Origin of the sequence: Burkholderia sp. HI2761 (genome assembly GCF_002223355.1) — a bacterium.
Classification (GTDB): domain Bacteria; phylum Pseudomonadota; class Gammaproteobacteria; order Burkholderiales; family Burkholderiaceae; genus Burkholderia.
Genome location: NZ_NKFN01000001.1, coordinates 670,435 through 690,352 on the forward strand (window position 1 = coordinate 670,435; position 19,918 = coordinate 690,352).

Sequence of the window (19,918 nt, forward strand, 5' to 3'; positions counted from 1 at the left end):
GGCAGCGGGCAGCGGGCAGCGGGCAGCGGGCAGTGAGCAGTGAGCAGTGAGCAGTGAGCAGTGAGCAGTGAGCAGTGAGCAGCGGCGAGCGGCGAGCGGCGAGCGGCGAGCGGCGAACGGCGAACGGCGAACGGCGAACGGCGAACGGCACGATACGCCGCTCACTGCCCGATGCCCGTGAGCCCGATCAGCGCGCCGCCCCCGAGCAGCCACAGCGGATGGATGCGCGTGCGCCACGCCAGCACCGCGCATGCGGCCGTGATGCCCCACTGGATCGCGGTGCGGTTCGACGCCTCGGAAATCAGCACCGCGCTCGCCGCGACGAGCCCGGCCGTCACCGGCATCATCCCCTGCTGCACGTAGCGGCGCCACGGCCGGTCGCGAAAGCGCTCCCACGCATGCAGCGCGAGCACGGTGACGATCGACGACGGCCCGAACTTCGCGAGCGACGCGACGAGCAGCCCGGCCCAGCCGGCCACGTGCCAGCCGACCAGCGACACGATCATCATGTTCGGCCCGGGCGCCGCCTGGGCCAGCGCGAACAGCGCGGTGAACTCGTGCGCGCTCATCCAGTGATGCACGTCCACGACCTGCCGCTGCATCTCCGGCAGGATCGTGTTGCCGCCGCCGAACGCGAGCAGCGACAGTTGGCTGAAGATCGTCGCGATGGCGATCAGCGTGTCGCTCATGGCCGCCCCTCCCGTTGCGAGTCGGGCGTGCCGGACGCGGCGGCCGGCGCCGACGTGCCCGCGTCGCGGCGGCGCGACGCGAGCCAGATGCTGACGGGCGTCAGCACGAGCATCGTGGTCAGCAGCGGCATGCGCAGCACCGCGATCGCGACGAGCGCGCACACCGCGATCGCAGCCGCCGTGCGCGGCGCCCGGAGCAGCGGCTTCGCCACCTTCACGGCCATCGCGACGAGCAGGCCGGCCGCCGCCGCGGCGAGCCCCGCGAACAGGTGCTGCACGCGCGGATCGCTCTGGGTCTTCGCGTACAGCACGCCGAGCGCGACGACGACGAGCGTCGGGCCCGCGATCAGCCCGAGAATGCCGGCGAACGCGCCGGCGACGCCGCGAAAGCGCATGCCGACGGCGACCGACAGGTTGATCACGTTGCCGCCCGGCAGGAACTGGCACAGGCCGAGCAGATCGGTGAATTCGTCGGCGGAGAGCCATTTGCGCTCGTCGACGATCGTGCGCCGCGCGAACGGCAATGCGCCGCCGAACGACATCAGGCCGAGCGACAGGAAACCGGTGAACAGCTCGGTGAGGCCGACGCCGCGGCGGGACGCGGCAGGCGGCGGGGAGGCGGGCGGCAAAGCGGATTGCATGGGGCTCCTCATCAAACGGTGAATCGAGATTACCGCCGTTCAGGATTCCGGCAAAACGATTTTATCGGCGAGTCCTTGTGATCTAGAATCACAAGCATGGCACGCGATCTCCCGCCCTTTTCCGCGCTTCGGGCCTTTGAAGCCGCGGCACGACATGAAAGCTTCAGCGCCGCCGGCGACGAGCTGCATGTGACTCACGGTGCCATCAGCCGGCAGATTGCCGGGTTCGAGGCGTGGCTCGGCAAGCCGGTGTTCCACCGCTACGGCAAGCGCGTGAAGCTCACCGACGAAGGCCGCCGCTACCTGGACACCGTGCGCGCGGCGTTCGACAGCATCGCGCACGCGACCGAGCAGTTGCGCAATACCGGCGCGGCGCGCGTCCTGCGCATCAACGCGCTGCCGACCTTCGCGATGAAATGGCTGCTGCCGCGGCTGTCGCGGTTCCAGCGCGACGTGCCGAACGTCGAGCTGAAGCTGTCGACGTCGAATGCGCCGCTCGACGCGCTGAACGGCTTCGACGTCGCGATCCGCCGCGGCCCCGGCCACTGGCCGAACTGCACGAGCGGCCACTTCCTCGACGAAAGCGTGATTCCGGTGTGCAGCCCGGCACTGCTCAAGCGCGCGCCGATCACCCGCGCGGACGATCTCGCGCGGCACGTGCTGCTGCATTCGGATACGCGGCCGGAAGGCTGGCGCGACTGGTTCGCGGCGGCCGGCGTCGCGATGAAGGGGCGCAAGCGGCAGTCGTTCGACCACTTCTACCTGGCGCTGCAGGCGGCCGTCGACGGGCTCGGTGTCGCGCTCGGCCCGTTGCCGCTGATCGACGACGAACTCGCGAGCGGGCGCCTGGTGATGCCGCTCGACGGCCCACGCATCGCCACGCGCAGCTACTGGTGGATCGCGCCGGGCGCACCGGCCGACGATCCGCTCGTCGCGCAGTTCTGCGCGTGGCTCGACGCGCAGGCGAACGCAAACGCATGACGCGCTACGCACCCGACACCTGATCGCCACGCAGGCGCCGCGCTGCCGCCCGCCCCACACACGTTGCAAGACTGAAACCATTCGCACGCGTCGCGTCCGTTTCCCCTGCGGATTCGCGGTCGCGCCGCACATGCGATCCCCCGTCATTCCGGCCTTTCCGCACCGGGTCTGGCGCGCCGCCGGCCCGCGCCGCCGCAGCAGGTTTCACGCCTGAAACATCGCCCCCTCCGAAACGGCGCACGGCGGCAAACGCCGACCGCTCAGCCCCTGTCCGCGCGGCTTTCCGCGCGCTGGCCCACTGCTTGCTGATACAGCCGTGCAGACAACGACGACTGCACGGCCGGACGGTTCGATGCAGACGACAAACAATCATCAAGCAGGTCGGGGAAATCATGTCGAAAATCATATCGGCCGTCACACGGCTGCTGTCTCGCATCACTGCTCCTGTCACTGCTCCTGCCTGGCATCGCCTGATGCCGGCGGCGCGACTTCGCGCCGCCGACATCCGATACGCCGACACGGTCCGCATCGTCACCCGACGTCACGACGCCTCGATTCGATAGGCAAGCCCCGGGAAGTCCCAGCCGGGCGCATGCGCCACGACGACGATCCGCGCCGTTCGCGCGGGCATTGCCGCCGACGACCGCTCCGCGCGCGAAGCAAGCGCGCCGGCGGCGACGGCCGCGAGATGTCGTACGCCCCGCAGCGCCGAGGCCGGGCCTCCCGAGCCCCAAGCGCCGCGCCTGTCCGGCCGGCGCATACCGACACGAAGGAGGCGCCCACCCAGCAAACGACCCATTCCGACCCAACCAGAAGACCCATTGCGCATCCGGACGATCGAGATCCCGTCCCGAACGACCCTCTCGTCGCACCGGCCGCACGTTCCAGCTTTCAAGGGAGAAACCCATCATGACGCAATCCGTACTGACCAAGGCGGCGCTGGCCGCATCGCTCGCTTGCGTGGCCGTCGCGGCATCGGCCGGCCAGGCCAGCTCGACGTTCGGCGTGTCCGCCACCGTCAACGCAACCTGCCTGATCGACTCGGCGAGCGCGCTGACCTTCCCCGCCTACACGCCGGGCACCGGCGATCAGACGGCCCAGTCGGCGATCACGGTCCGCTGCACGAACGGGACGAATTTCAACATCGGCCTGAATGCGGGCACCACGTCGGGCGCCACGGTCGCGAGCCGCATCATGACGAGCGGTTCGAATCAGCTCAATTACACGCTGTACCAGGATTCGAACCGCACGGTCGTCTGGGGCAACACGCCGCCGACCGACACCGTCAACGGCACGGGCGCCGGCATGGCGATGGCCCAGGCAATCACCAAGACCGTCTACGGCAAGGTGCCGGACCAGCCCAACGCCGTGCCGGGCAACTACGCCGACACGGTGACCGTCACCGTGACGTTTTAGCGCGGCGCGGGAGGGCCCGTCGCATCCCGCATGCGCGCGCCCTCCCCACCGGCCGCCACCGCGCCCGTCGCGCGCAGCGCCGCGCATGGCGAAGCGAATCTCACAGGGGTAGATCTGCGATGAAACCGAACACGTGCCAACTCGCGAAGTGGATCGCGGCCGCAACGCTTGCCGCGGCATGCGTCGACAGTCATGCAACGAATTTCACGGTGTCGCCCGTTCGCGTCGAACTGTCCGCGGCGCACACGAGCGTCGCGCTCACGGTCAGGAACGAGTCGGCCGACGAACCCGTGATCGTCCAGCTGGGTACCGCCGCGTGGTCGCAAAACGCGGGCGACGACGTCTATGCGTCCACCGGCGACCTGATTGCCGCTCCGCCCATTTTCACGATCCCGCCCGGCGGTTCGCAGGTCGTGCGGGTCGGCCTGCGACACGCGCCGAGCGCGGATCAGGAAATCGGCTACCGGCTGTATCTGCGCGAAGTGCCGCCCACGCCGAAGCCGGGATTCGCCGGCGTGCAGATCGCGCTCGAAATGAGCCTGCCGATCTTCGTGAGGCCGAAGACCGACACCGCCCCTCGCCTGCGCTGGGCAGCGGCCCCGCGTCCGAGCGGCGCCGGCATGCTCGCGCTGCGCGTGACCAACGAAGGCACCGCGCATGCGCAGGTGGCGAACCTCGAGCTGCTCGCGCCGGGCAGCGACCGGCCGGTCGCCACGCATGCGGAGTTCGCCTACATTCTGCCGGGCCAGTCGCGGCAGCTGATGTTCAAACCCGGCTCCGGCGCCGTACCGGCCGTTGCTTCCGGATTGCATTTGGTCGGCTACTCCGATGCGGGCAACATCGACTCCACGATCGCGCCGAACGACCGCTAAGGCGGCGATCCTGATCGCGATCATCATGAGCACACGGATGACATTCGCGGAAGAACGTCCGGTCGCGGCACCGGCGGCACCGGCGGCGCACGCCGCGGCGGGCGGCGCCGCCGAGCTGCTGTATCAGGTCGACATCAACCGGCAGGGGCTCGACGAAACCGCGTTGCTGATCAAGGCGGCCGACGGCGAATTCTACGTGTCGGCCGACGACCTGAAGCGCTGGCGGCTCAAGTTGCCGGACGTCCGGCCGCTGGCCGGCGCCGACGCGCCGTTCTACCCGCTGAAGTCGATCGCGGGGCTCGCCTGCACGGTCGACGAGAAAAATCTGACGATGTCGATCAGCGTGCCTGCCGATGCGTTCGTCGGCGCGTCGTTCGACGAGACGGAGCGGAATCGCCGGCCCGCGGTCGAACCGGGCATCGGCGGCTTCTTCAATTACGACCTGCTCGCCGAGCAGGCCGCGGGCCGCACGCATGGCTCGGGCCTGTTCGAGCTCGGCTTCTTCAATCGTTTCGGCGTCGGCGTCGGCACGTTCCTCGCGGACGAGTCGGGCCCCACCCGCCGGCTGACGCGCCTCGAAACCACGTGGACGACCGATCGCCCCGGCAAGCTCGCCAGCCTGCGCATCGGCGACGCGATCAGCCGCCCCGGCATGTGGGGCCGCGCGATCCGCTTCGGCGGCATTCAGTACGCGACCAATTTCGCGACGCAGCCCGGGCTCGTCACGATTCCGCTCCAGGGCGTGAGCGGGCAGGCCGTGCTGCCTTCGACCGTCGACGTCTACGTCAACAACGCGCTCACGTCGACGCGCGACGTCGCGCCCGGCCCGTTCGCGATCAACAACGTGCCCGTGGTGACCGGCCAGGGCGACGTGCGGGTCGTGGTGCGCGACGTCATGGGCCGCGAACAGGTGATCACCCAGTCGTTCTACGCGAGCGCGAATCTCCTCAAGCAAGGCATGCAGGACTTCTCGTACGAGGTCGGCAAGGAGCGGCGGGATTTCGGCCTGGCAAGCAACGACTACGGACGATGGTTCGCCAGCGCGACGCACCGGATCGGCGTGACCGACCGGTTCACCGGCGAGATCCACGCCGAAGCCGAAGCATCCCGGCAGAACCTCGGCGTCGGCGGCGTGTTGCTGGCCGGCCCGCTCGGCGTCGTCAATGCGGCCGCGGCGGCGAGCCGCAGCGCCGACGGCCCCGGCGCGCTTGCGGTGATCGGCGTGGAGAGCCAGTCGGGCCTCGTCGACATCGGCGCGCACGCGCAATGGGCCACGCCGCATTTCGCGCAGATCGGGCTCGAGCCGGGCACGCCCGCGCCGAAGCTGCTGACGAGCTTCAACATCGGCGTCGGGATGGGCCGCTTCGGCTCGCTCGGGCTCGCGCACGTGTTCGTCGACGATCGCGGCGGCTACAAGGTTCAGCTGCTGTCGCTCAGCTACAGCGTTCAGCTCGGCCGTTTCGGCTTCGCGAACGTCAGCGTCAGCAAGCCGCTGGGCGGATCGGGCGCGACCAGCGTCGGCGTCGCGTGGACGATACCGATCGACAACCGCACGAGCGCGTCCTTCGTGACGACGCACCAGCAGGGCGCGACCGACATGCTCGCGCAAGTGCAGCGCAGCCTGCCGGTCGGCGAAGGATTCGGCTACTCGGTTCAGGCGGGCAACAACACGCAGGATGCGAGCGCGACGCTGCAGACGCGCACCGGCACCTACAGCGTCGAGGCCGCGTCCTATCGCGGCCGGGCCGGCGTCAGGGCCAACGCATCGGGCGGCGTCGCGTTCGTCGACGGCACGGCGCGCCTGTCGCGCCAGATCACGGACAGCTTCGCGCTCGTCAAGGTGCCGGGCTTCGCCAACGTCGGCATCCTCGCGGACAACCAGCTCGTCGCTCACACCGACGCCAACGGCGTCGCGCTGCTGCCGCGGCTGCGCGCCTATGAAAGCAATCCGATCTCGATCGAGCAGGCCGACCTGCCGTTCGACGCGAAGATCGGCACGCTGAAGCTCGACGCGGTGCCCTATTTCCGCAGCGGCATGGCGCTCGAGTTTCCGATCTCGCGTTCGCGCGGCGCGGTGCTCACGCTCGATCTCGAGAACGGCGCGCACTTGCCGGCAGGCGCGGTCGTCACGGTCGCGGGGCAGAAGGAAGCCTTCCCGGTCGGCCACGACGGCGTCGTCTATCTCACCGGACTGTCGGAGCAGAACCGCCTGCGCGCGACGTGGCGCGACCAGCAGTGCGACCTGACCGTCCGCTTTCCCGCCGGCGACGATCCGCTGCCGGACCTGGGCACCCATCTTTGCAAGGGAGTCACACCATGAGACATCGCAAGCATGCCGGGCGGCGCGACCGGCTGACGCGCGTTCGCGCCGCCGCGGCGGCGCTCGCGGCCGGCGCGGCCGTGCTGCACGCACTGCCCGCGCTCGCGGCGACGACCTGCACGATGAACGCGCCGTCGTCGATGGTGTTCGGCACGTACGACACGATCAATGCCGCCACCTCCGCGGTCACGATCTCGGTCAACTGCACCGGCAGCGGTACCGCCACGCCGACGGTGTCGGCAAGCATGGGCGGCGGCACCTACGCGAATCGCCTGATGACCCGGACCGGCGGCGCGCAGACGTTGGGCTACAACATGTATCTCGACAGCGCGCACACGACGATCTGGGGCGACGGCACGAGCGGCACGTCCACGATTTCGTGGGGCAAGACCAACGGCGCCGCCAACTTCAGCTCGACCGTGTACGGCTTGATCCGCGGCGGCCAGAACGTCGTGCCGGGCGGCTACGCGGACCAGAACATCACGATCATGTTCAACTACTAGGCGAAGCGGCGGCGCGCGCACGATCCCGCCGCCGCGTCGATCGCCACCATGGACTCAGACAACGGGTGCAGATCATGAATCGAATCGAGACAGCGCGTGCCGCCGCATCGCGGCGCAGGCAGTGCGGACGGCGCGGCGCATCCCAATCCGCGCCGATACGGGCCGCTCGCCACGCGAAACGGATGCTGGCCGCGATGGCCGCGCTATCGATCGTGTCGTTCGGCGCCGGGCCGGGCCCGGCCGATGCGAAGCAGGCCACCCGGTCGGTGCAGGTCGGCGCGACGGTCCAGCCGTACGCGCGGCTCAAGGCGACCAGTCCGGTCCAGCTCGTGATCGCGAACAAGGACACGAGCGTCGGCTCCCTGAGCGTGCCGAACGTCAACAACCCCGCCGGGACGACGCTTGCGGTCCAGACCAACGACCGGGCCGGGTACACGGTGCTGGTGCAGATCGCCGCCGCCAGCCAGTCGCAGTTCAGCTCGATCGAGATCGGCGGCATCGGCGGCAAGGTCGTGCTTCCGGCGACGGGCGGCAAGATCGCCGTGCCGTATACGGCGCTCAACACGACCTTCACGGTGACCTATCGTTTCGTGTTCGCGCCGAAGGCGAAGGACGGGACCTTCGCCTGGCCGGTTACGTTCTCGGTGCAGCCCAACCCGTGACGTCCGACGATCGCCGGGGCCGAGGGCGAGGCCGGCAGTCGTGATCGGCGCCGTGGCTCACACCACCGGCCCCGGTTCCTTTTCCTTGCGCAGGATCGCGTACAGGATGATCGCGCCGAAGGTCGCGGTGCCGATCCCGCCGAGCCCGAAGCCGCCGATCTTCAGCGAGAAGTCGCCGGCGCCGAGCACCAGCGTGACGGCCGCGACGATCAGGTTGCGGTTGTCGGAGAAGTCGACCTTGTTGACGACCCAGATCCGCGCGCCCGTCACCGCGATCAGCCCGAACACGACGATCGACACGCCGCCGAGCACGGGGCCCGGGATCGTCTGGATCACCGCGCCGAACTTCGGCGAGAAGCCGAGCCCGATCGCGATCAGCGCGGCGAGCGCGAACACGAGCGTCGAGTAGATCCGCGTGACGGCCATCACGCCGATGTTCTCCGCGTAGGTGGTCACGCCCGTGCCGCCGACGCTGCCCGAGACGATCGTCGCGAGCCCGTCGCCGATGAACGCGCGGCCGACGTAGCGGTCGAGGCTGGTGCCCGTCATCGCGCTGACGGCCTTGATGTGGCCGAGGTTCTCCGCGACCAGGATCACCGCGATCGGCGCGAGCATCAGCATCGCGTGCGGATCGAACACCGGCGCGCGGAAGCTCGGCACGCCGAACCACGCGGCATGCGCGACGATCGTGAAATCGATCGGCTTGCCGAGACCCATCCCGTTGGTCGCGATCGCGTAGATCACATAGGCGATCACGAGCCCGACGAGGATCAACAGGCGCTGCATCATCCCGCGCGCGAACACCGCGACGCCGCCGACGCACAGCACCGTGACGAGCGCCATCACCGATTCGAAGGTCGAGGCCGACACGCCCTTGACCGCGATCGGCGCGAGGTTCAGCCCGATCACCGCGACCACCGCGCCGGTCACGACCGGCGGCATCAGCGTCTCGATCCAGCGCGTGCCGATCGCCTGCACCAGCGCGCCGAGCGCGACGTACACGACGCCGCACGCGACGATCCCGCCGAGCGCGACCGGAATGTTCGGGTTCGGCCCGCTGCCGCCGTAGCCCGTCACCGCGATCACGAGGCCGATGAACGCGAAGCTCGAGCCGAGATAGCTCGGCACGCGCCCGCCGACCAGCACGAAGAACAGCAGCGTGCCGATGCCCGACATGAAGATGCACAGGTTCGGGTCGAAGCCCATCAGCAGCGGCGCGAGCACGGTCGAGCCGAACATCGCGACGACGTGCTGCACGCCCATCGCGATCATCTGCGGCCACGCGAGGCGCTCGTCTGGGCTGACCACGCGCGAGGCCGCGCCGGTCGGCTGGACCCGCCAGCGCGGGAAGTAGGAATCGGACATGGGGAAAGCGCTCCTGTCGGTCGTCGGTCGCCGGCTGCGAAGGATGCGCCGGTCTGGAATCTGGCGCGAGTTTACGGAGCGGAATGGGGGCTGGCAAGCGACCCGGTAGGCAGGGCCGGCCAGACGAGAACGCGGCAGGCCGCGCGAGAGAACCGGTGCGCGACCGCGCGGCCCGGCGAAGCGCCCGTCCGCGCATGATGCGCGGCTGGCGGCGGCAAGCGCCGGCCGCGAAGTAAGCATGCGCTCACATCGAAGCCGGCGCCGCGTTCCTCACGGGTTGATGTACTGGAACAGCGACAGGTTCTGCAGTTGCACGTACGCCTTCTGCGCGCCGGTCAGCGCGTTCTGCACCTGCAGGTACTGGCTGATCGTCGTGACCATGTTGGTGCTGGTCAGGTCCGTCAGGTTGCTGGTCGTCTGCAGCGACGCGGTCTGGGTGACGGCCTGCATCGCCTTCACTTCCTGCTCGCGGCCGCCGACGGATGCCTGGATCGTCGTCACGTTGCGCATCGTGTTGCCGACCTTGATCGACCCGGTCATCAGCGCGTTCTTCAGCGACACGGCCGCGACAGGGTTGCCGGTCACCGGCGTCTTCAGCGCCGCGATCATCGAGTCGAGCGTCGAGAAGATGTCGGCGCCGCCGCTCGCCTGCGGGCCGGGCGTCACGGCGAACGTATCGCCGCTGCTCGGCGTGCCCGATACGGCCACCGTCATCCCGCTGCCGAGCGCGATCGACGCACCCGACGTGTAGGCCTGCGCGGGCGTCGTGGTCGGCGGCTTGGCCGAGCTGTCGGTCACCGTGTAGGTCGGCGCGGCGGGCGTGCCGCCGAACGTGATCGCGAAATGGTGATCGTTGGTCGCGGCGGACGGGTCCGTCACCGTCACCGCGCCGATCGCGCCGGTGCCGACGTTGCCGGCGCCGGCCGACGGAACCTGCGCGCTGCCGAGCGACGGCACGGACATGAACACCGCCGAACCGGTGTCGCCCTGCGACACGCTGCTCGAATCGGCGATCTGCACCTGGCGCGTGCCCGAGTCGCCGACGTAGCTGATGCTGCCGTTCGGGCTGGCCGTGAACGGCGCCGTCGAATTGTTCAGGCCGGCGAACAGGTAATTGCCGGCACCGTCGTTCGAGTTCGCGAGCGTCACCAGCTGGTCGCGATAGCCTTGCAGCTGCGTCGCGAGCGCCGAGCGGTCGCTGTCGGCCAGCGAGCCGTCGCCGGCACGCACGATCAGCGTCTGCACGCCGGTCAGCACGCTGCTCACGCTCTGCAGCGCCTGGTCCTCGGCCTGCAGCGACGCGAGCGCGGTGGTCTGGTTGGTCGCATACTGCGACAGCGTCGCCGACGTCATCGACAGCTGCACGGCCTGCGCCGCGCCGACCGGGTTGTCGGCCGGCGTCTGCAGGCTCGTGCCGCTCGAAATCTGCTGGTACAGCTGCGCGAGCTGCGCCTGCTGATCGTTCATCTGTGAAACGTTCAGCTGGAAGAACTGGGCGCTGGAAATTCGCATCGCTTCTATCCCTCGAATCCGGTCAGTTGAACAGGCCGAGCACGGTCTGGAACAGCGTCGCCGCCGTCTGGATCACTTTCGCGTTCGCCTGGTAAAGCTGCTGGTACTGCATCAGGTTCGCCGCTTCCTCGTTCTGGTTCACGCCCGACACCGACTGCTGCGCGGTCGTGATCTGGCCGACGAGCGAGGTCTGCGCGGCGCTCGACGACTTCAGCTGGCTCGCCGTGTTGCCGATCGCGTTCACGTAGTTCGCATACGCGCCGGTCAGCGTCGTCGTGCCGCCGCCGAGCGCCTTCGCGGTGACGAGCTGCGACAGCGCTTGTGCGTTGGAGCCGTCGCTCGTGCCGCCCGCGTACGGTCCGATCGTGAACGTGTCGCCATCCGACGGCGCGCCGGACAGCGTGACGGTCACGCCGTTCATCACGCCCGCCGGAGCCGGCTGCGTGGTGCTGTTGATCGTCAGCTTCGCGCCGGCCGTCGCGTTGTACGGCACGCTGTCGGTCGGGCTCGTGATCGTCACTGAGGTCGGCGGGGTGCCCGCGATCGTCACCGTGGTGCCGGCCGGGAAGCCCGACAGCGACTGCGACGCCGCGTCGTAGGTCAGCTTGGTCGGCGTCGTCGGCACCTGGTAGCCGGCGCTCACCGCGCCCTGCGTGATCTTTGCCGTGCCGATGTTGGTTTTCGATGCCGCAGCGACCACCGGCGACGCGGCCGCGATCGCCGAGCCGCTCGTGGTCGCGAGGCCGAAGCCGGTCAGCGCGCCGCGCGTCGGCAGCACGGTGAACTGGTCGCCGGCATTCATCGCGCCGGACGAGAACGAGAAGTTCAGCCCGCCGAGCGAGACCGGCATCGGACCCGCCTTCTGGTCGACCACCGACCCGCTCGCGCGGTCGGTCAGCGTGTAGTTCGTGCCGTCGTACGACAGCGTGTAGTCGCTCGTCGTCGGCTGCGACGCATTGGCGAACGACACGGACAGCGACGCGTTGCCGGTGTTGCCCTGATTCGAATAGACGGTCGGGTTCGTCACCGTGAACAGGTTGCCGCCCGGCTTGCCCGCCAGATCGACGCCGAGCGCGTTCTGCGCGTTGACCTGCGCGGCGAAGCTGGTCGCGAGCGCGCCGAGTTGCGCCTGCGCCGGGTCGAGCGTCTGACGGCGGAACGCGAGCAGGCCGCCGAGCGTGCCGCCCGACAGCGACGCATCCGGCAGCGCCTGGTTCGGCCCCTGCGGATTCGCGCCGGCGATGCCCTGCGACACGACGGTCAGCTCGCTCGGATCGGACGACGACGTGACGGTCGCAAGCTGGTAGCTCTTGTCGGCGACGACGAGCGGCTGGCCGCCCGCGAGGAATACGCTGTAGCCGCTGTCGTTGCGCACGACCTGCACGCCGGCGAGGCTCGACAGGTTCGACACCGCGAGGTCGCGCTGGTCCATCAGCTGGTTCGGCGGCTGCCCCTGGCTGCTCGCCGCCGAGATCTGCTGGTTCAGCTGCGCGATCTGCGCGGTGTACGTGTTGATCTGCGACACGGTGCTGGTGAGCTGCGTGTTCACGCTCTGGCGCAACGCGTCGTATTGCTGGCCCGCCGCCTTCAGCTGGTCGCCGAGAATCTGCGCGTTGCTGATCGCGGTCTGCCGCACCGACGGATCGGACGCATTGTTCGCGACGTTCTGCAGCCCGGTGAAGTAGCTCGTGATCGCGGTCGAGATGCCGGCCGTCGGGCTGCCGACGTAGTTGTTCAGCTGCGCGACGAGCGAATACCACGTCGACAGCGCGCCGCCCTGCGTCTGCGCGCCGTTCAGCTGGTCGCTCAGGTACTGGCTGTACTGCCGCTGCACGGTGACGGTGTTCACGCCCTGGGGCATGTAGCCGCTGCTGGTGTACTGGCCGCTCGCCTCGGCATAGACGGGCCGCTCGACCGAATAGCCGGGCGTCGCGGCGTTGCTGATGTTCTGGCCGGTCGTCGTGAGGCCCCAGAGCGCGGCATTCAGGCCGCTGACGCCGAGGTTCATGAGTGAGTTGGACATGCGCGATCCTGATGAGCCGGCCGCGCTGCGGCCGCCGGGTTGCGTGACTCCCGGTATAACGGCCGCGGATCGAAAAAATTGAGGAAAAAATGCGTGCGCGGCGCACGGGCGTGCGTCGCCGGTCGAAGCGGCCGGCGGGCGTGCCGGCGGGGCTGTGCGGGCGGCCCGTGCGGGGCCGGCCGCCGGGTGCGCGTCAGGCCCGCGCGAGCGAGCGGCGCTTCATTTCGAGCTGCGTGATCAGCCGCTGCAGCGTGTTCTCCGCGCTGCCCGGCAGCGACATGTAGCGGAAGCCGAGCTGGTAGCGCCGCGAGCCGTTCGGCAGCTGCGTCGAACGCTGCGACACCAGTTGCAGGTCGAGCGACAGCTTGCCGTGGCCGGTCAGCTCGAGCTCGACGTCCGGCAGCAGCGTGCCGACCTCGAGCGCCTCGACGCGCTCGTCGGCCGTGCGCAGCCCCACGCCGCCGAGCGACAGGTTGTGCACCTCGAACAGGAAGCTTTCACCGTCCGGCAGCTTGCCGCGGCAGAGGAACGGATCGACGATCGGCGCGTCGACGCGGAAATATTCGCGGCGCTGGATGCAGACCAGCACGTCGGGAAAATCGGCGACGAACGCGGGCAGCCCCTCGTAGCGCGTCTCGCGCGGCGTGCCCGTGGTGAATTCGACGCGCACGCCCTCCGGCGCGGCCGCGAACGTGCAGTGCGACGCGCCGAGGATGCCGGCGTTCTGCTCGGACAGCGCGCCCCAGTCGAACGTGAACGTCCGTTCGCCGACGTCGACCTCGAGCAGGCGCGTGACGAGCTGGCCGCCCGGGTACTGGACGGTCAGGAAATCGCCCCGGTTCACGAGGTTGCGCAGCTGCACGCCGATTTCCAGCGGGTTGCGGCGGGCATAGTCGGGCCCGGAGTGGCCTGAATCCAGGCTGGGGTCCATCGACGTTTCGATATTCATGGCTAGCCGGTCTTTCTTGTCTTGTCATGGGCGCCCGGACAACCGGTGCGCAGTAAAACCGGGCCAGAACACCGGCCCGGCCGCAGGTCTCTCACACTTAGCGGCAGTGCTGACCGAAAGTTTAGATCGAAACGGTGATTTATTTCGCGCAAACGTTGAAACCGCGCGCGGCGGGATGCCGGGCGCGGTCCGAAGGGATGCCACAGCGGCGCCGGGCGGGCCCGTCAGCCGATCTGCTGCATGATCGAGATCAGCTTCTTCGCGTAATTCGGGTCGGTTGCGTAGCCGGCTTTCTGCATGCCGTGCGCGAAGCCTTCGACGCTGCGGCTCGCGCTCAGCACGCCCGCGTAGCGCGGATTGTTCTTCAGCAGGTTCGCGTAATCGGTCATCGCGTGCTCGTACGAGTCGTACGCGCGGAACTTCGCGACCACGCGGCGCGGCGTGCCGTTCACGTATTCGGTGGTCAGCGCCGACACGGTGCGGCCGGTCCAGCTCTTGTTCGCCTTGATGCCGAACACGTTGTAGCTGGTCGAGCCGTCCGCCGCACGGATCTCGCGCTTGCCCCAGCCCGATTCGAGCGCGGCCTGGCCGACGATGAAACGCGCCGGGATGCCGGTCGTCGCACTGGCCGCCTGCGCGGGGGCCGCGAGCCGGTCGACGAACGCGTCCGCGTTCTGCACGCCGCTCGCGCCCTTCAGCGGCGGCGTCAGCGCGCTGCCGGCCGAATAGCCGCGCGCGCCGGCAAGCCCGCCGTTGTTCGCCGCGTTCGCATAGGCCTTCGCCATCGCGTTCATCGCGGCGAGGCTGCCTTCGTTGCCGGCCGTGCCGGGGCCGCCGGCGCCCATGCCGCCCATGCCGCTTGCACCGACGTCGGCCGCCGTGTCGCTGCCCGCGCCGACGCCCGCATTGCGCAGCAACTGCTTCATCAGCGCGTCGGCGACGCCGATCCCGTGCTTCGACATCTGCTGCGCGAGCTGCTGATCGAGCATCGACGTGTACATCTTCGACGTATGCGAATCGAACAGCCCGCCGTCGGGCGACGCGTCGCGCATGCTCTTGAGCATCATCTGCGTGAACATCGCGTCGAACTGGCCGGCCACCGCCTTCGCGCCGGCCTGCGGCGACTGCTTCGCCTGCGCGCGCAGCGCATCGAAACCCTGCACGTCGAGCGCGAAGCGCTGCGTGAGGTCATTCGCGTTGGGGAGATTCGCCGCCATTTAGATCACCTCCAGGTCGGCGCGCAGCGCGCCGGCCGCCTTCATCGCCTGCAGGATCGACATCAGGTCCGCGGGCGTCGCGCCGAGCGTGTTCAGCGCCTTCACGACGTCGGCGAGATTCGCGCCGGCCGTCACCATCTTCAGCGCGCCGTTGTCCTGCTTGAGCTGGATCTGCGACTGCTGCGCCACCACCGTCTGCCCGTTCGAGAACGGCCCCGGCTGCGACACCACCGGCTGCGTGTTGACAACCACCGACAGGTTGCCGTGCGCGACCGCGCAGCTTTGCAGCGTGACCATCTGGTTCATCACGATCGAGCCGGTGCGCGCGTTCAGGATCACCTTGGCGGCGGCCTTGTCCGGGCTCACGTCGAGGTTCTGCAGCCGCGCCATGAACGCGACCTGCTGCGCGGAGTCGGCCGGCGCCGCGAGCTGGATCGTGCGGCCGTCGAGCGCCGTCGCGGTGCCCGGGCCGAAGCTCGAGTTGACCGCGGACACGATCCGCTGCGCGGTGCCGTAATCCATGTCGTTCAGTTGCAGTTGCAGCACGCCGTTCATCTGCGCGATCGCGTTGGGCACTGCGCGCTCGACGATCGCGCCGCCGACGATCCGGCCGGCCGCGAGCTGGTTCACCTGCACGCGGCTGCCGTTCGCGCTGGCGCCCGCGCCGCCGACCGCCATGTTGCCCTGCGCAAGCGCATACACCTGGCCGTCCGCGCCCTTCAGCGGCGTGAGCAGCAGCGTGCCGCCGCGCAGGCTCTTCGCATTGCCGAGCGACGACACGGTCACGTCGAGCGCCTCGCCCGGCCGTGCGAACGGCGGCAGCGTGGCCGTCACCATCACGGCCGCGACGTTCTTCAACTGCATGTTGTTCAGCGACGACGGGCCGCCGTTGGCCGAACCGTTGTTGATCGAGATGCCGAGGTTCGCGAGCATGTTCGCGAGCGTCTGCGTCGTAAACGGCGTCTGCATCGTCTGGTCGCCCGTGCCGTCGAGGCCGACGACGAGGCCATAGCCGATCAGCGGGTTGTCGCGCACGCCCTGGATCTGCGCGAGATCCTTCAGGCGCTCCGCGTGCGCGGGCGTGGCGCCGAGCACGCAGGCGGCCACGGCCGCGAACGCGACGGCGAGCCGCGCGGCGGCATGCGCGCGGGCCGACAGGCGGCTGAACAGGGTCGTCTGCATCGTCATCACCACGGCGCGATGTTGAGGAAGAAGCGCTGCAGCCAGCCCATCGTCTCGGCTTCGTTGATGTAGCCCTTCGACGAGTATTCGATCTTCGCGTCGGCGACCTGGGTCGAATAGACCGAGTTCGCGCCCGAGATCGTGTTCGGGTTGACGACGCCCGAGAAGCGCACGAATTCGTTGCCCTGGTTGATCAGCATCTGCTTCTCGCCGCTCACCACGAGGTTGCCGTTCGGCAGCACGTTGGTGACGGTCACCGTGATCGTGCCGTTGAACGTGTTCGCCGCGCTCGCGCCGCCGGTGGCCGCGAACTTGTTCGCGCCGGTCGCCGACAGGTTCGCCTTCGCGAACAGCCCGCCGAGGAAGCCGACCGTCGGCACGTTGAAGTCGGTATTGCCCTGCCGGTTCGTGTTCGCGCCCGACGATTTGGTCGCGTTGATGTTCTCCGCGATCATGATCGTCAGGATGTCGCCGATGTTGCGCGGGCGCTGATCCTCGAACAGCGGTCGCCCGGCGTAGCCGGGGTTGTAGATCGAGCCGGGCGCCTGCATCGACATCGGCATCGGCGGCTGCGCCGTCATCGGCTGCTGGATGATCGGATCGCGCGGAATCTGCGCGCAACCGGCGAGCGCCGCCACCGCGACCGCGCAGGCGGCGCGGACGGTGGCTGACGAGGGGAGGCGAACCTGCTTCATGGCGACGACGGGACGTTCCGGTTAGGTCTTCATCTGCGTGACGGTCTGCAGCATCTGGTCGGACGTCGTCACGGCCTTGCTGTTGATCTCGTAGGCACGCTGCGTCTGGATCATGTTGACGAGTTCCTGCACGACGTTCACGTTCGACGCCTCGACGTAGCCCTGGTTGAGCACGCCCGCGCCGTTCAGCCCCGGCTGCGACACGTTCGGCGCGCCCGACGACGTCGTTTCCGCGAACAGGTTCTCGCCCTTCGCCTCGAGGCCGGTCGGGTTGATGAAGGTCGCGATCTGCAGCGAGCCGATCTGGACCGCGTTGCCCGAGCCCGGCTGCGTGACCGACACGACGCCGTCCTTGCCGATCGTCAGCGACTGCGCGTTCTGCGGCACGGTGATCGCCGGCAGGACCTGGTAGCCGCTCGACGTGACGAGCTGGCCCTGCGCGTTGGTCTGGAACGAACCGTCGCGCGTGTACGCGTTGGTGCCGTCCGGCATCAGCACCTGGAAGAAGCCCGCGCCGTTGATCGCGACGTCCTTCGAGTTGCCGGTCTGCGTGAGGCCGCCCTGCGTGTACAGGCGCTCGGTCGCGACCTGCTGCACGCCGGTGCCGAGCTGCAGGCCCGACGGCAGCTCGGTCTGCTGCGTCGAATTCGCACCGGGCTGGCGGATGGTCTGGTACAGCAGATCCTCGAACACCGCGCGCGACGCCTTGAAGCCGTTCGTGCTGGTGTTCGCGAGGTTGTTCGAAATCACGTCCATCTGCGCCTGCTGCGCATTCATGCCGGTGGCGGCGATGTAGAGCGAACGATTCATTTGTCAGGTCTCCTGCGTAGGGTGGCGCGGGCGCTCAGCTGAAATTGAGCAGCTGGTTCGCCGTCTGCTCGTTCTGGTCGGCCGTCTGGATCAGCTTCGACTGAAGCTGGAACGCGCGTGCGTTGTCGATCATCGCGACCATCGCGGTCACCGGGTTGACGTTGCTGCCTTCGAGCGAATTCGGCGTGACGACCACGTTCGGGTCGGTATCGGCCGGATTGCCGTCGGCGGTGCGGAACAACCCGTCGTTGCCGCGCGTGAGCGTGGCCGGATCGGGATTGACGAGCTTCATCTGGTCGACGATCGCGACCGCCGTCGGCGGGTCGCCCGGCATCAGCGCGGACACCGTGCCGTCCTTGCCGATCGTCACTTCCGCGTTCGGCGGCACCGAGATCGGGCCGCCGTTGCCGACCACCGGCAGGTTGCTCGCGTTGACGAGCTGGCCGTTTTCGTCGACGTGCAGATTGCCGGCGCGCGTGTACGCCTCGCTGCCGTCGGCCGTCTGCACCGACAGCCAGCCGGCGCCCTGCACGGCGACGTCGAGCGGATTGCCGGTGCGCGTGATCGGACCCGGCGCGTAATCGGCGCCGGGCGTGGACGACAGCACGTAGGTACGCGTCGTCGTCGGATCGATGTTGCTGCCGTCGCCGAAATTCATCGGCACCGCGCGATACGTCGCGAGCTGCGCGCGAAAACCCGTCGTCGATGCGTTCGCGAGGTTGTTCGCGACGATCGCCTGCTGGTCGAGCGACTGCGACGCGCCCGTCATCGCCGTATAGATCAGTCGGTCCATGGCTGCCGGTTATCCGCGCTTACAGGTTGATGAGCGTCTGGTCGACGGTCTGCTGCGTCTTGATCGTCTGCGCGTTCGCCTGGTAGTTGCGCTGCGCGGTGATCAGGTTGACGAGCTGCGACGTGAGGTCGACGTTCGAGTTCTCGAGCGCGCTGCCCTGCAGCGTGCCGTGGTTCGTGCTGCCCGGCGCAGAGACCTGCGGCACGCCCGACGCGGCGGATTCCGCGTACTGGTTGCCGCCGAGGTTCACCAGCCCGTTCGGGTTGTTGAAGTTCGCGAGCGCGATCTGGCCGAGCACGGCGGTCTGGCCGTTCGAGTAGTTGCCGGTCAGCTTGCCGTCGGTGCCGATCGAGTAGGTCGTCAGCGTGCCGCTCGCGTAGCCGTCCTGCGCGAGGTTGTTCACGCCGTCCTTGCCGCCGTACTGCGTCGTGCCGGTCAGGTCGAGCGTGAGCGGCTGCGGCGTCGCCGAGCCGTCGGTGTTCGGCACGGTGAACTGGAACTGGCCGAGCGACGCGGTCGGCGTGGCCGGCGTGCCGGTCGTCGTGCCCGAGATCGCACCCGCCGAATTGAACGTGATCGTGCCGAGATCGTTCGTCGCGCCGCCCTGCACGCCCGCGTACGCTTCCCACGTGCCGGCCGCCGACTTCACGAAGTACATGTTGACCGCCTGCGAACCGCCGAGCGAGTCGTACACCTGGATCGACGTCGAGTAGTTGTACGTCGTGGTGTCGGTCGCGTTGAACGGCGTCTTGGCCGGCACCGTATCCTGCGAGTTCAGGTTGAACTGGCCGTTGATCTTGGTCGTCGCGGTCGGTGCGATGTTGGTGGTCGGCGCCTGCAGCGGCACGGTCTGCGCGGTGTTGATCACGCCGTTCTTGTCGGCCATGTACCCCATCAGGTTCATGCCCTGCGCGTTGACGATGTAGCCGTTCTTGTCGCGCTGGAACGTGCCGTCGCGCGAGTACGTCGTCACGCCGTTGTTCGACATCTGGAAGAAGCCGTTGCCGTTGATCGCGACGTCGAGCGACGAGTTCGTCGTATTGATCGTGCCCTGGCCGAACTGCTGCTGCACCGAGTTCAGCGACGTGCCGATGCCGATCTGCGTGTTGACCGACGTCGCCACCGAGTTCGCGTACATGTCGGCGAACTGCGCGGTGCTCGACTTGAAGCCGACCGTGTTCGCGTTCGCGATGTTGTTGCCGATCACGTCGAGCGCGTTCGATGCGCCGGCGAGGCCGCTCAGTCCCTGTTGATAACCCATTTCGGTCTCCGTTACGAGAAAGCTCGA

Annotated in this window: 18 protein-coding genes; 6 read left to right on the forward strand and 12 right to left on the reverse strand. The window is 68.7% G+C overall.

Annotation, left to right across the window (positions count from 1 at the left end; translation table 11 throughout):
- Positions 1 to 161: 161 nt before the first annotated feature.
- Both CFB46_RS03210 and CFB46_RS03215 read right to left on the reverse strand, forming a co-directional pair.
- The gene (locus CFB46_RS03210) at positions 162 to 689 is read right to left on the reverse strand and encodes a chromate transporter (protein WP_027785654.1); all 528 of its coding nucleotides are present in this window, start codon (positions 687 to 689) and stop codon (positions 162 to 164) included.
- On the reverse strand, positions 686 to 1,330 hold the full coding sequence (locus tag CFB46_RS03215; protein WP_034185448.1) for a chromate transporter: 645 nt from the start codon (positions 1,328 to 1,330) through the stop codon (positions 686 to 688). Before CFB46_RS03215 ends, CFB46_RS03210 begins: the two co-directional genes overlap by 4 nt.
- A 96-nt stretch (positions 1,331 to 1,426) precedes the next feature.
- Here CFB46_RS03215 and CFB46_RS03220 point away from each other — a divergent pair, with 96 nt between their 5' ends.
- From CFB46_RS03220 to CFB46_RS03245, 6 genes are all read left to right on the forward strand, one after another.
- A complete protein-coding gene (locus tag CFB46_RS03220) occupies positions 1,427 to 2,311 on the forward strand; it encodes a transcriptional regulator GcvA (protein WP_089499257.1) in 885 nt (294 codons plus the stop codon).
- Positions 2,312 to 3,220: 909 nt separating this feature from the next.
- Positions 3,221 to 3,727: a Csu type fimbrial protein gene (locus tag CFB46_RS03225; protein ID WP_027785657.1), complete on the forward strand. Its 507-nt coding sequence runs from the start codon at positions 3,221 to 3,223 to the stop codon at positions 3,725 to 3,727.
- A 119-nt stretch (positions 3,728 to 3,846) separates the two neighbouring features.
- On the forward strand, positions 3,847 to 4,599 hold the full coding sequence (locus CFB46_RS03230) for a fimbrial biogenesis chaperone (protein ID WP_027785658.1): 753 nt from the start codon (positions 3,847 to 3,849) through the stop codon (positions 4,597 to 4,599).
- A 37-nt stretch (positions 4,600 to 4,636) separates the two neighbouring features.
- Positions 4,637 to 6,919 (forward strand): fimbria/pilus outer membrane usher protein, encoded by a 2,283-nt coding sequence (locus CFB46_RS03235; protein ID WP_027785659.1) that lies wholly within the window; start codon positions 4,637 to 4,639, stop codon positions 6,917 to 6,919.
- On the forward strand, positions 6,916 to 7,422 hold the full coding sequence (locus CFB46_RS03240; RefSeq protein ID WP_063831210.1) for a Csu type fimbrial protein: 507 nt from the start codon (positions 6,916 to 6,918) through the stop codon (positions 7,420 to 7,422). The genes CFB46_RS03235 and CFB46_RS03240 overlap by 4 nt, the downstream gene beginning before the upstream one ends.
- 182 nt (positions 7,423 to 7,604) lie before the next feature.
- Positions 7,605 to 8,084, forward strand: coding sequence for a hypothetical protein (locus tag CFB46_RS03245; protein WP_027785661.1), 480 nt, complete (start codon positions 7,605 to 7,607; stop codon positions 8,082 to 8,084).
- A 57-nt stretch (positions 8,085 to 8,141) separates the two neighbouring features.
- Here CFB46_RS03245 and CFB46_RS03250 read toward each other — a convergent pair whose 3' ends face one another.
- From CFB46_RS03250 to flgE, 10 genes are all read right to left on the reverse strand, one after another.
- Positions 8,142 to 9,449, reverse strand: coding sequence for a solute carrier family 23 protein (locus CFB46_RS03250; RefSeq protein ID WP_089499258.1), 1,308 nt, complete (start codon positions 9,447 to 9,449; stop codon positions 8,142 to 8,144).
- Positions 9,450 to 9,719: 270 nt separating this feature from the next.
- The gene (gene flgL, locus CFB46_RS03255) at positions 9,720 to 10,961 is read right to left on the reverse strand and encodes a flagellar hook-associated protein FlgL (protein ID WP_027785663.1); all 1,242 of its coding nucleotides are present in this window, start codon (positions 10,959 to 10,961) and stop codon (positions 9,720 to 9,722) included.
- Positions 10,962 to 10,983: 22 nt separating this feature from the next.
- Positions 10,984 to 12,984 (reverse strand): flagellar hook-associated protein FlgK, encoded by a 2,001-nt coding sequence (flgK, locus tag CFB46_RS03260; protein ID WP_027785664.1) that lies wholly within the window; start codon positions 12,982 to 12,984, stop codon positions 10,984 to 10,986.
- A gap of 193 nt (positions 12,985 to 13,177) precedes the next feature.
- A complete protein-coding gene (locus CFB46_RS03265; RefSeq protein ID WP_027785665.1) occupies positions 13,178 to 13,933 on the reverse strand; it encodes a flagellar brake protein in 756 nt (251 codons plus the stop codon).
- Positions 13,934 to 14,157: 224 nt separating this feature from the next.
- Positions 14,158 to 15,150: a flagellar assembly peptidoglycan hydrolase FlgJ gene (gene flgJ / locus CFB46_RS03270; RefSeq protein ID WP_027785666.1), complete on the reverse strand. Its 993-nt coding sequence runs from the start codon at positions 15,148 to 15,150 to the stop codon at positions 14,158 to 14,160.
- A complete protein-coding gene (locus CFB46_RS03275) occupies positions 15,151 to 16,332 on the reverse strand; it encodes a flagellar basal body P-ring protein FlgI (RefSeq protein WP_027785667.1) in 1,182 nt (393 codons plus the stop codon).
- Between the two features lie 5 nt (positions 16,333 to 16,337).
- The gene (flgH, locus tag CFB46_RS03280; protein WP_027785668.1) at positions 16,338 to 17,027 is read right to left on the reverse strand and encodes a flagellar basal body L-ring protein FlgH; all 690 of its coding nucleotides are present in this window, start codon (positions 17,025 to 17,027) and stop codon (positions 16,338 to 16,340) included.
- A gap of 21 nt (positions 17,028 to 17,048) precedes the next feature.
- Positions 17,049 to 17,837 carry a flagellar basal-body rod protein FlgG gene (flgG, locus tag CFB46_RS03285; protein ID WP_027785669.1) on the reverse strand — a complete coding sequence of 263 codons (789 nt, stop codon included), beginning with the start codon at positions 17,835 to 17,837 and terminating at the stop codon, positions 17,049 to 17,051.
- A gap of 34 nt (positions 17,838 to 17,871) precedes the next feature.
- Positions 17,872 to 18,630 carry a flagellar basal-body rod protein FlgF gene (flgF, locus tag CFB46_RS03290; RefSeq protein ID WP_027785670.1) on the reverse strand — a complete coding sequence of 253 codons (759 nt, stop codon included), beginning with the start codon at positions 18,628 to 18,630 and terminating at the stop codon, positions 17,872 to 17,874.
- A gap of 19 nt (positions 18,631 to 18,649) precedes the next feature.
- Positions 18,650 to 19,891, reverse strand: a complete 1,242-nt coding sequence (gene flgE, locus CFB46_RS03295; protein WP_089499259.1) for a flagellar hook protein FlgE — start codon at positions 19,889 to 19,891, stop codon at positions 18,650 to 18,652.
- Positions 19,892 to 19,918 lie beyond the last annotated feature (27 nt).

What these genes read in the sequence shown, in the direction of transcription:
- flgE (WP_089499259.1), bottom strand. Translation starts at nt 19,891, where the DNA reads ATGGGTTATCAACAGGGACTGAGCGGCCTCGCCGGCGCATCGAACGCG.
- flgF (WP_027785670.1), bottom strand. Translation starts at nt 18,630, where the DNA reads ATGGACCGACTGATCTATACGGCGATGACGGGCGCGTCGCAGTCGCTC.
- flgK (WP_027785664.1), bottom strand. Translation starts at nt 12,984, where the DNA reads ATGTCCAACTCACTCATGAACCTCGGCGTCAGCGGCCTGAATGCCGCG.
- CFB46_RS03215 (WP_034185448.1), bottom strand. Translation starts at nt 1,330, where the DNA reads ATGCAATCCGCTTTGCCGCCCGCCTCCCCGCCGCCTGCCGCGTCCCGC.
- flgH (WP_027785668.1), bottom strand. Translation starts at nt 17,027, where the DNA reads ATGAAGCAGGTTCGCCTCCCCTCGTCAGCCACCGTCCGCGCCGCCTGC.
- CFB46_RS03235 (WP_027785659.1), top strand. Translation starts at nt 4,637, where the DNA reads ATGACATTCGCGGAAGAACGTCCGGTCGCGGCACCGGCGGCACCGGCG.
- flgL (WP_027785663.1), bottom strand. Translation starts at nt 10,961, where the DNA reads ATGCGAATTTCCAGCGCCCAGTTCTTCCAGCTGAACGTTTCACAGATG.
- CFB46_RS03225 (WP_027785657.1), top strand. Translation starts at nt 3,221, where the DNA reads ATGACGCAATCCGTACTGACCAAGGCGGCGCTGGCCGCATCGCTCGCT.
- CFB46_RS03230 (WP_027785658.1), top strand. Translation starts at nt 3,847, where the DNA reads ATGAAACCGAACACGTGCCAACTCGCGAAGTGGATCGCGGCCGCAACG.
- CFB46_RS03210 (WP_027785654.1), bottom strand. Translation starts at nt 689, where the DNA reads ATGAGCGACACGCTGATCGCCATCGCGACGATCTTCAGCCAACTGTCG.
- CFB46_RS03250 (WP_089499258.1), bottom strand. Translation starts at nt 9,449, where the DNA reads ATGTCCGATTCCTACTTCCCGCGCTGGCGGGTCCAGCCGACCGGCGCG.
- CFB46_RS03240 (WP_063831210.1), top strand. Translation starts at nt 6,916, where the DNA reads ATGAGACATCGCAAGCATGCCGGGCGGCGCGACCGGCTGACGCGCGTT.
- CFB46_RS03220 (WP_089499257.1), top strand. Translation starts at nt 1,427, where the DNA reads ATGGCACGCGATCTCCCGCCCTTTTCCGCGCTTCGGGCCTTTGAAGCC.
- flgG (WP_027785669.1), bottom strand. Translation starts at nt 17,837, where the DNA reads ATGAATCGTTCGCTCTACATCGCCGCCACCGGCATGAATGCGCAGCAG.
- CFB46_RS03275 (WP_027785667.1), bottom strand. Translation starts at nt 16,332, where the DNA reads ATGCAGACGACCCTGTTCAGCCGCCTGTCGGCCCGCGCGCATGCCGCC.
- CFB46_RS03265 (WP_027785665.1), bottom strand. Translation starts at nt 13,933, where the DNA reads ATGAATATCGAAACGTCGATGGACCCCAGCCTGGATTCAGGCCACTCC.
- flgJ (WP_027785666.1), bottom strand. Translation starts at nt 15,150, where the DNA reads ATGGCGGCGAATCTCCCCAACGCGAATGACCTCACGCAGCGCTTCGCG.
- CFB46_RS03245 (WP_027785661.1), top strand. Translation starts at nt 7,605, where the DNA reads ATGCTGGCCGCGATGGCCGCGCTATCGATCGTGTCGTTCGGCGCCGGG.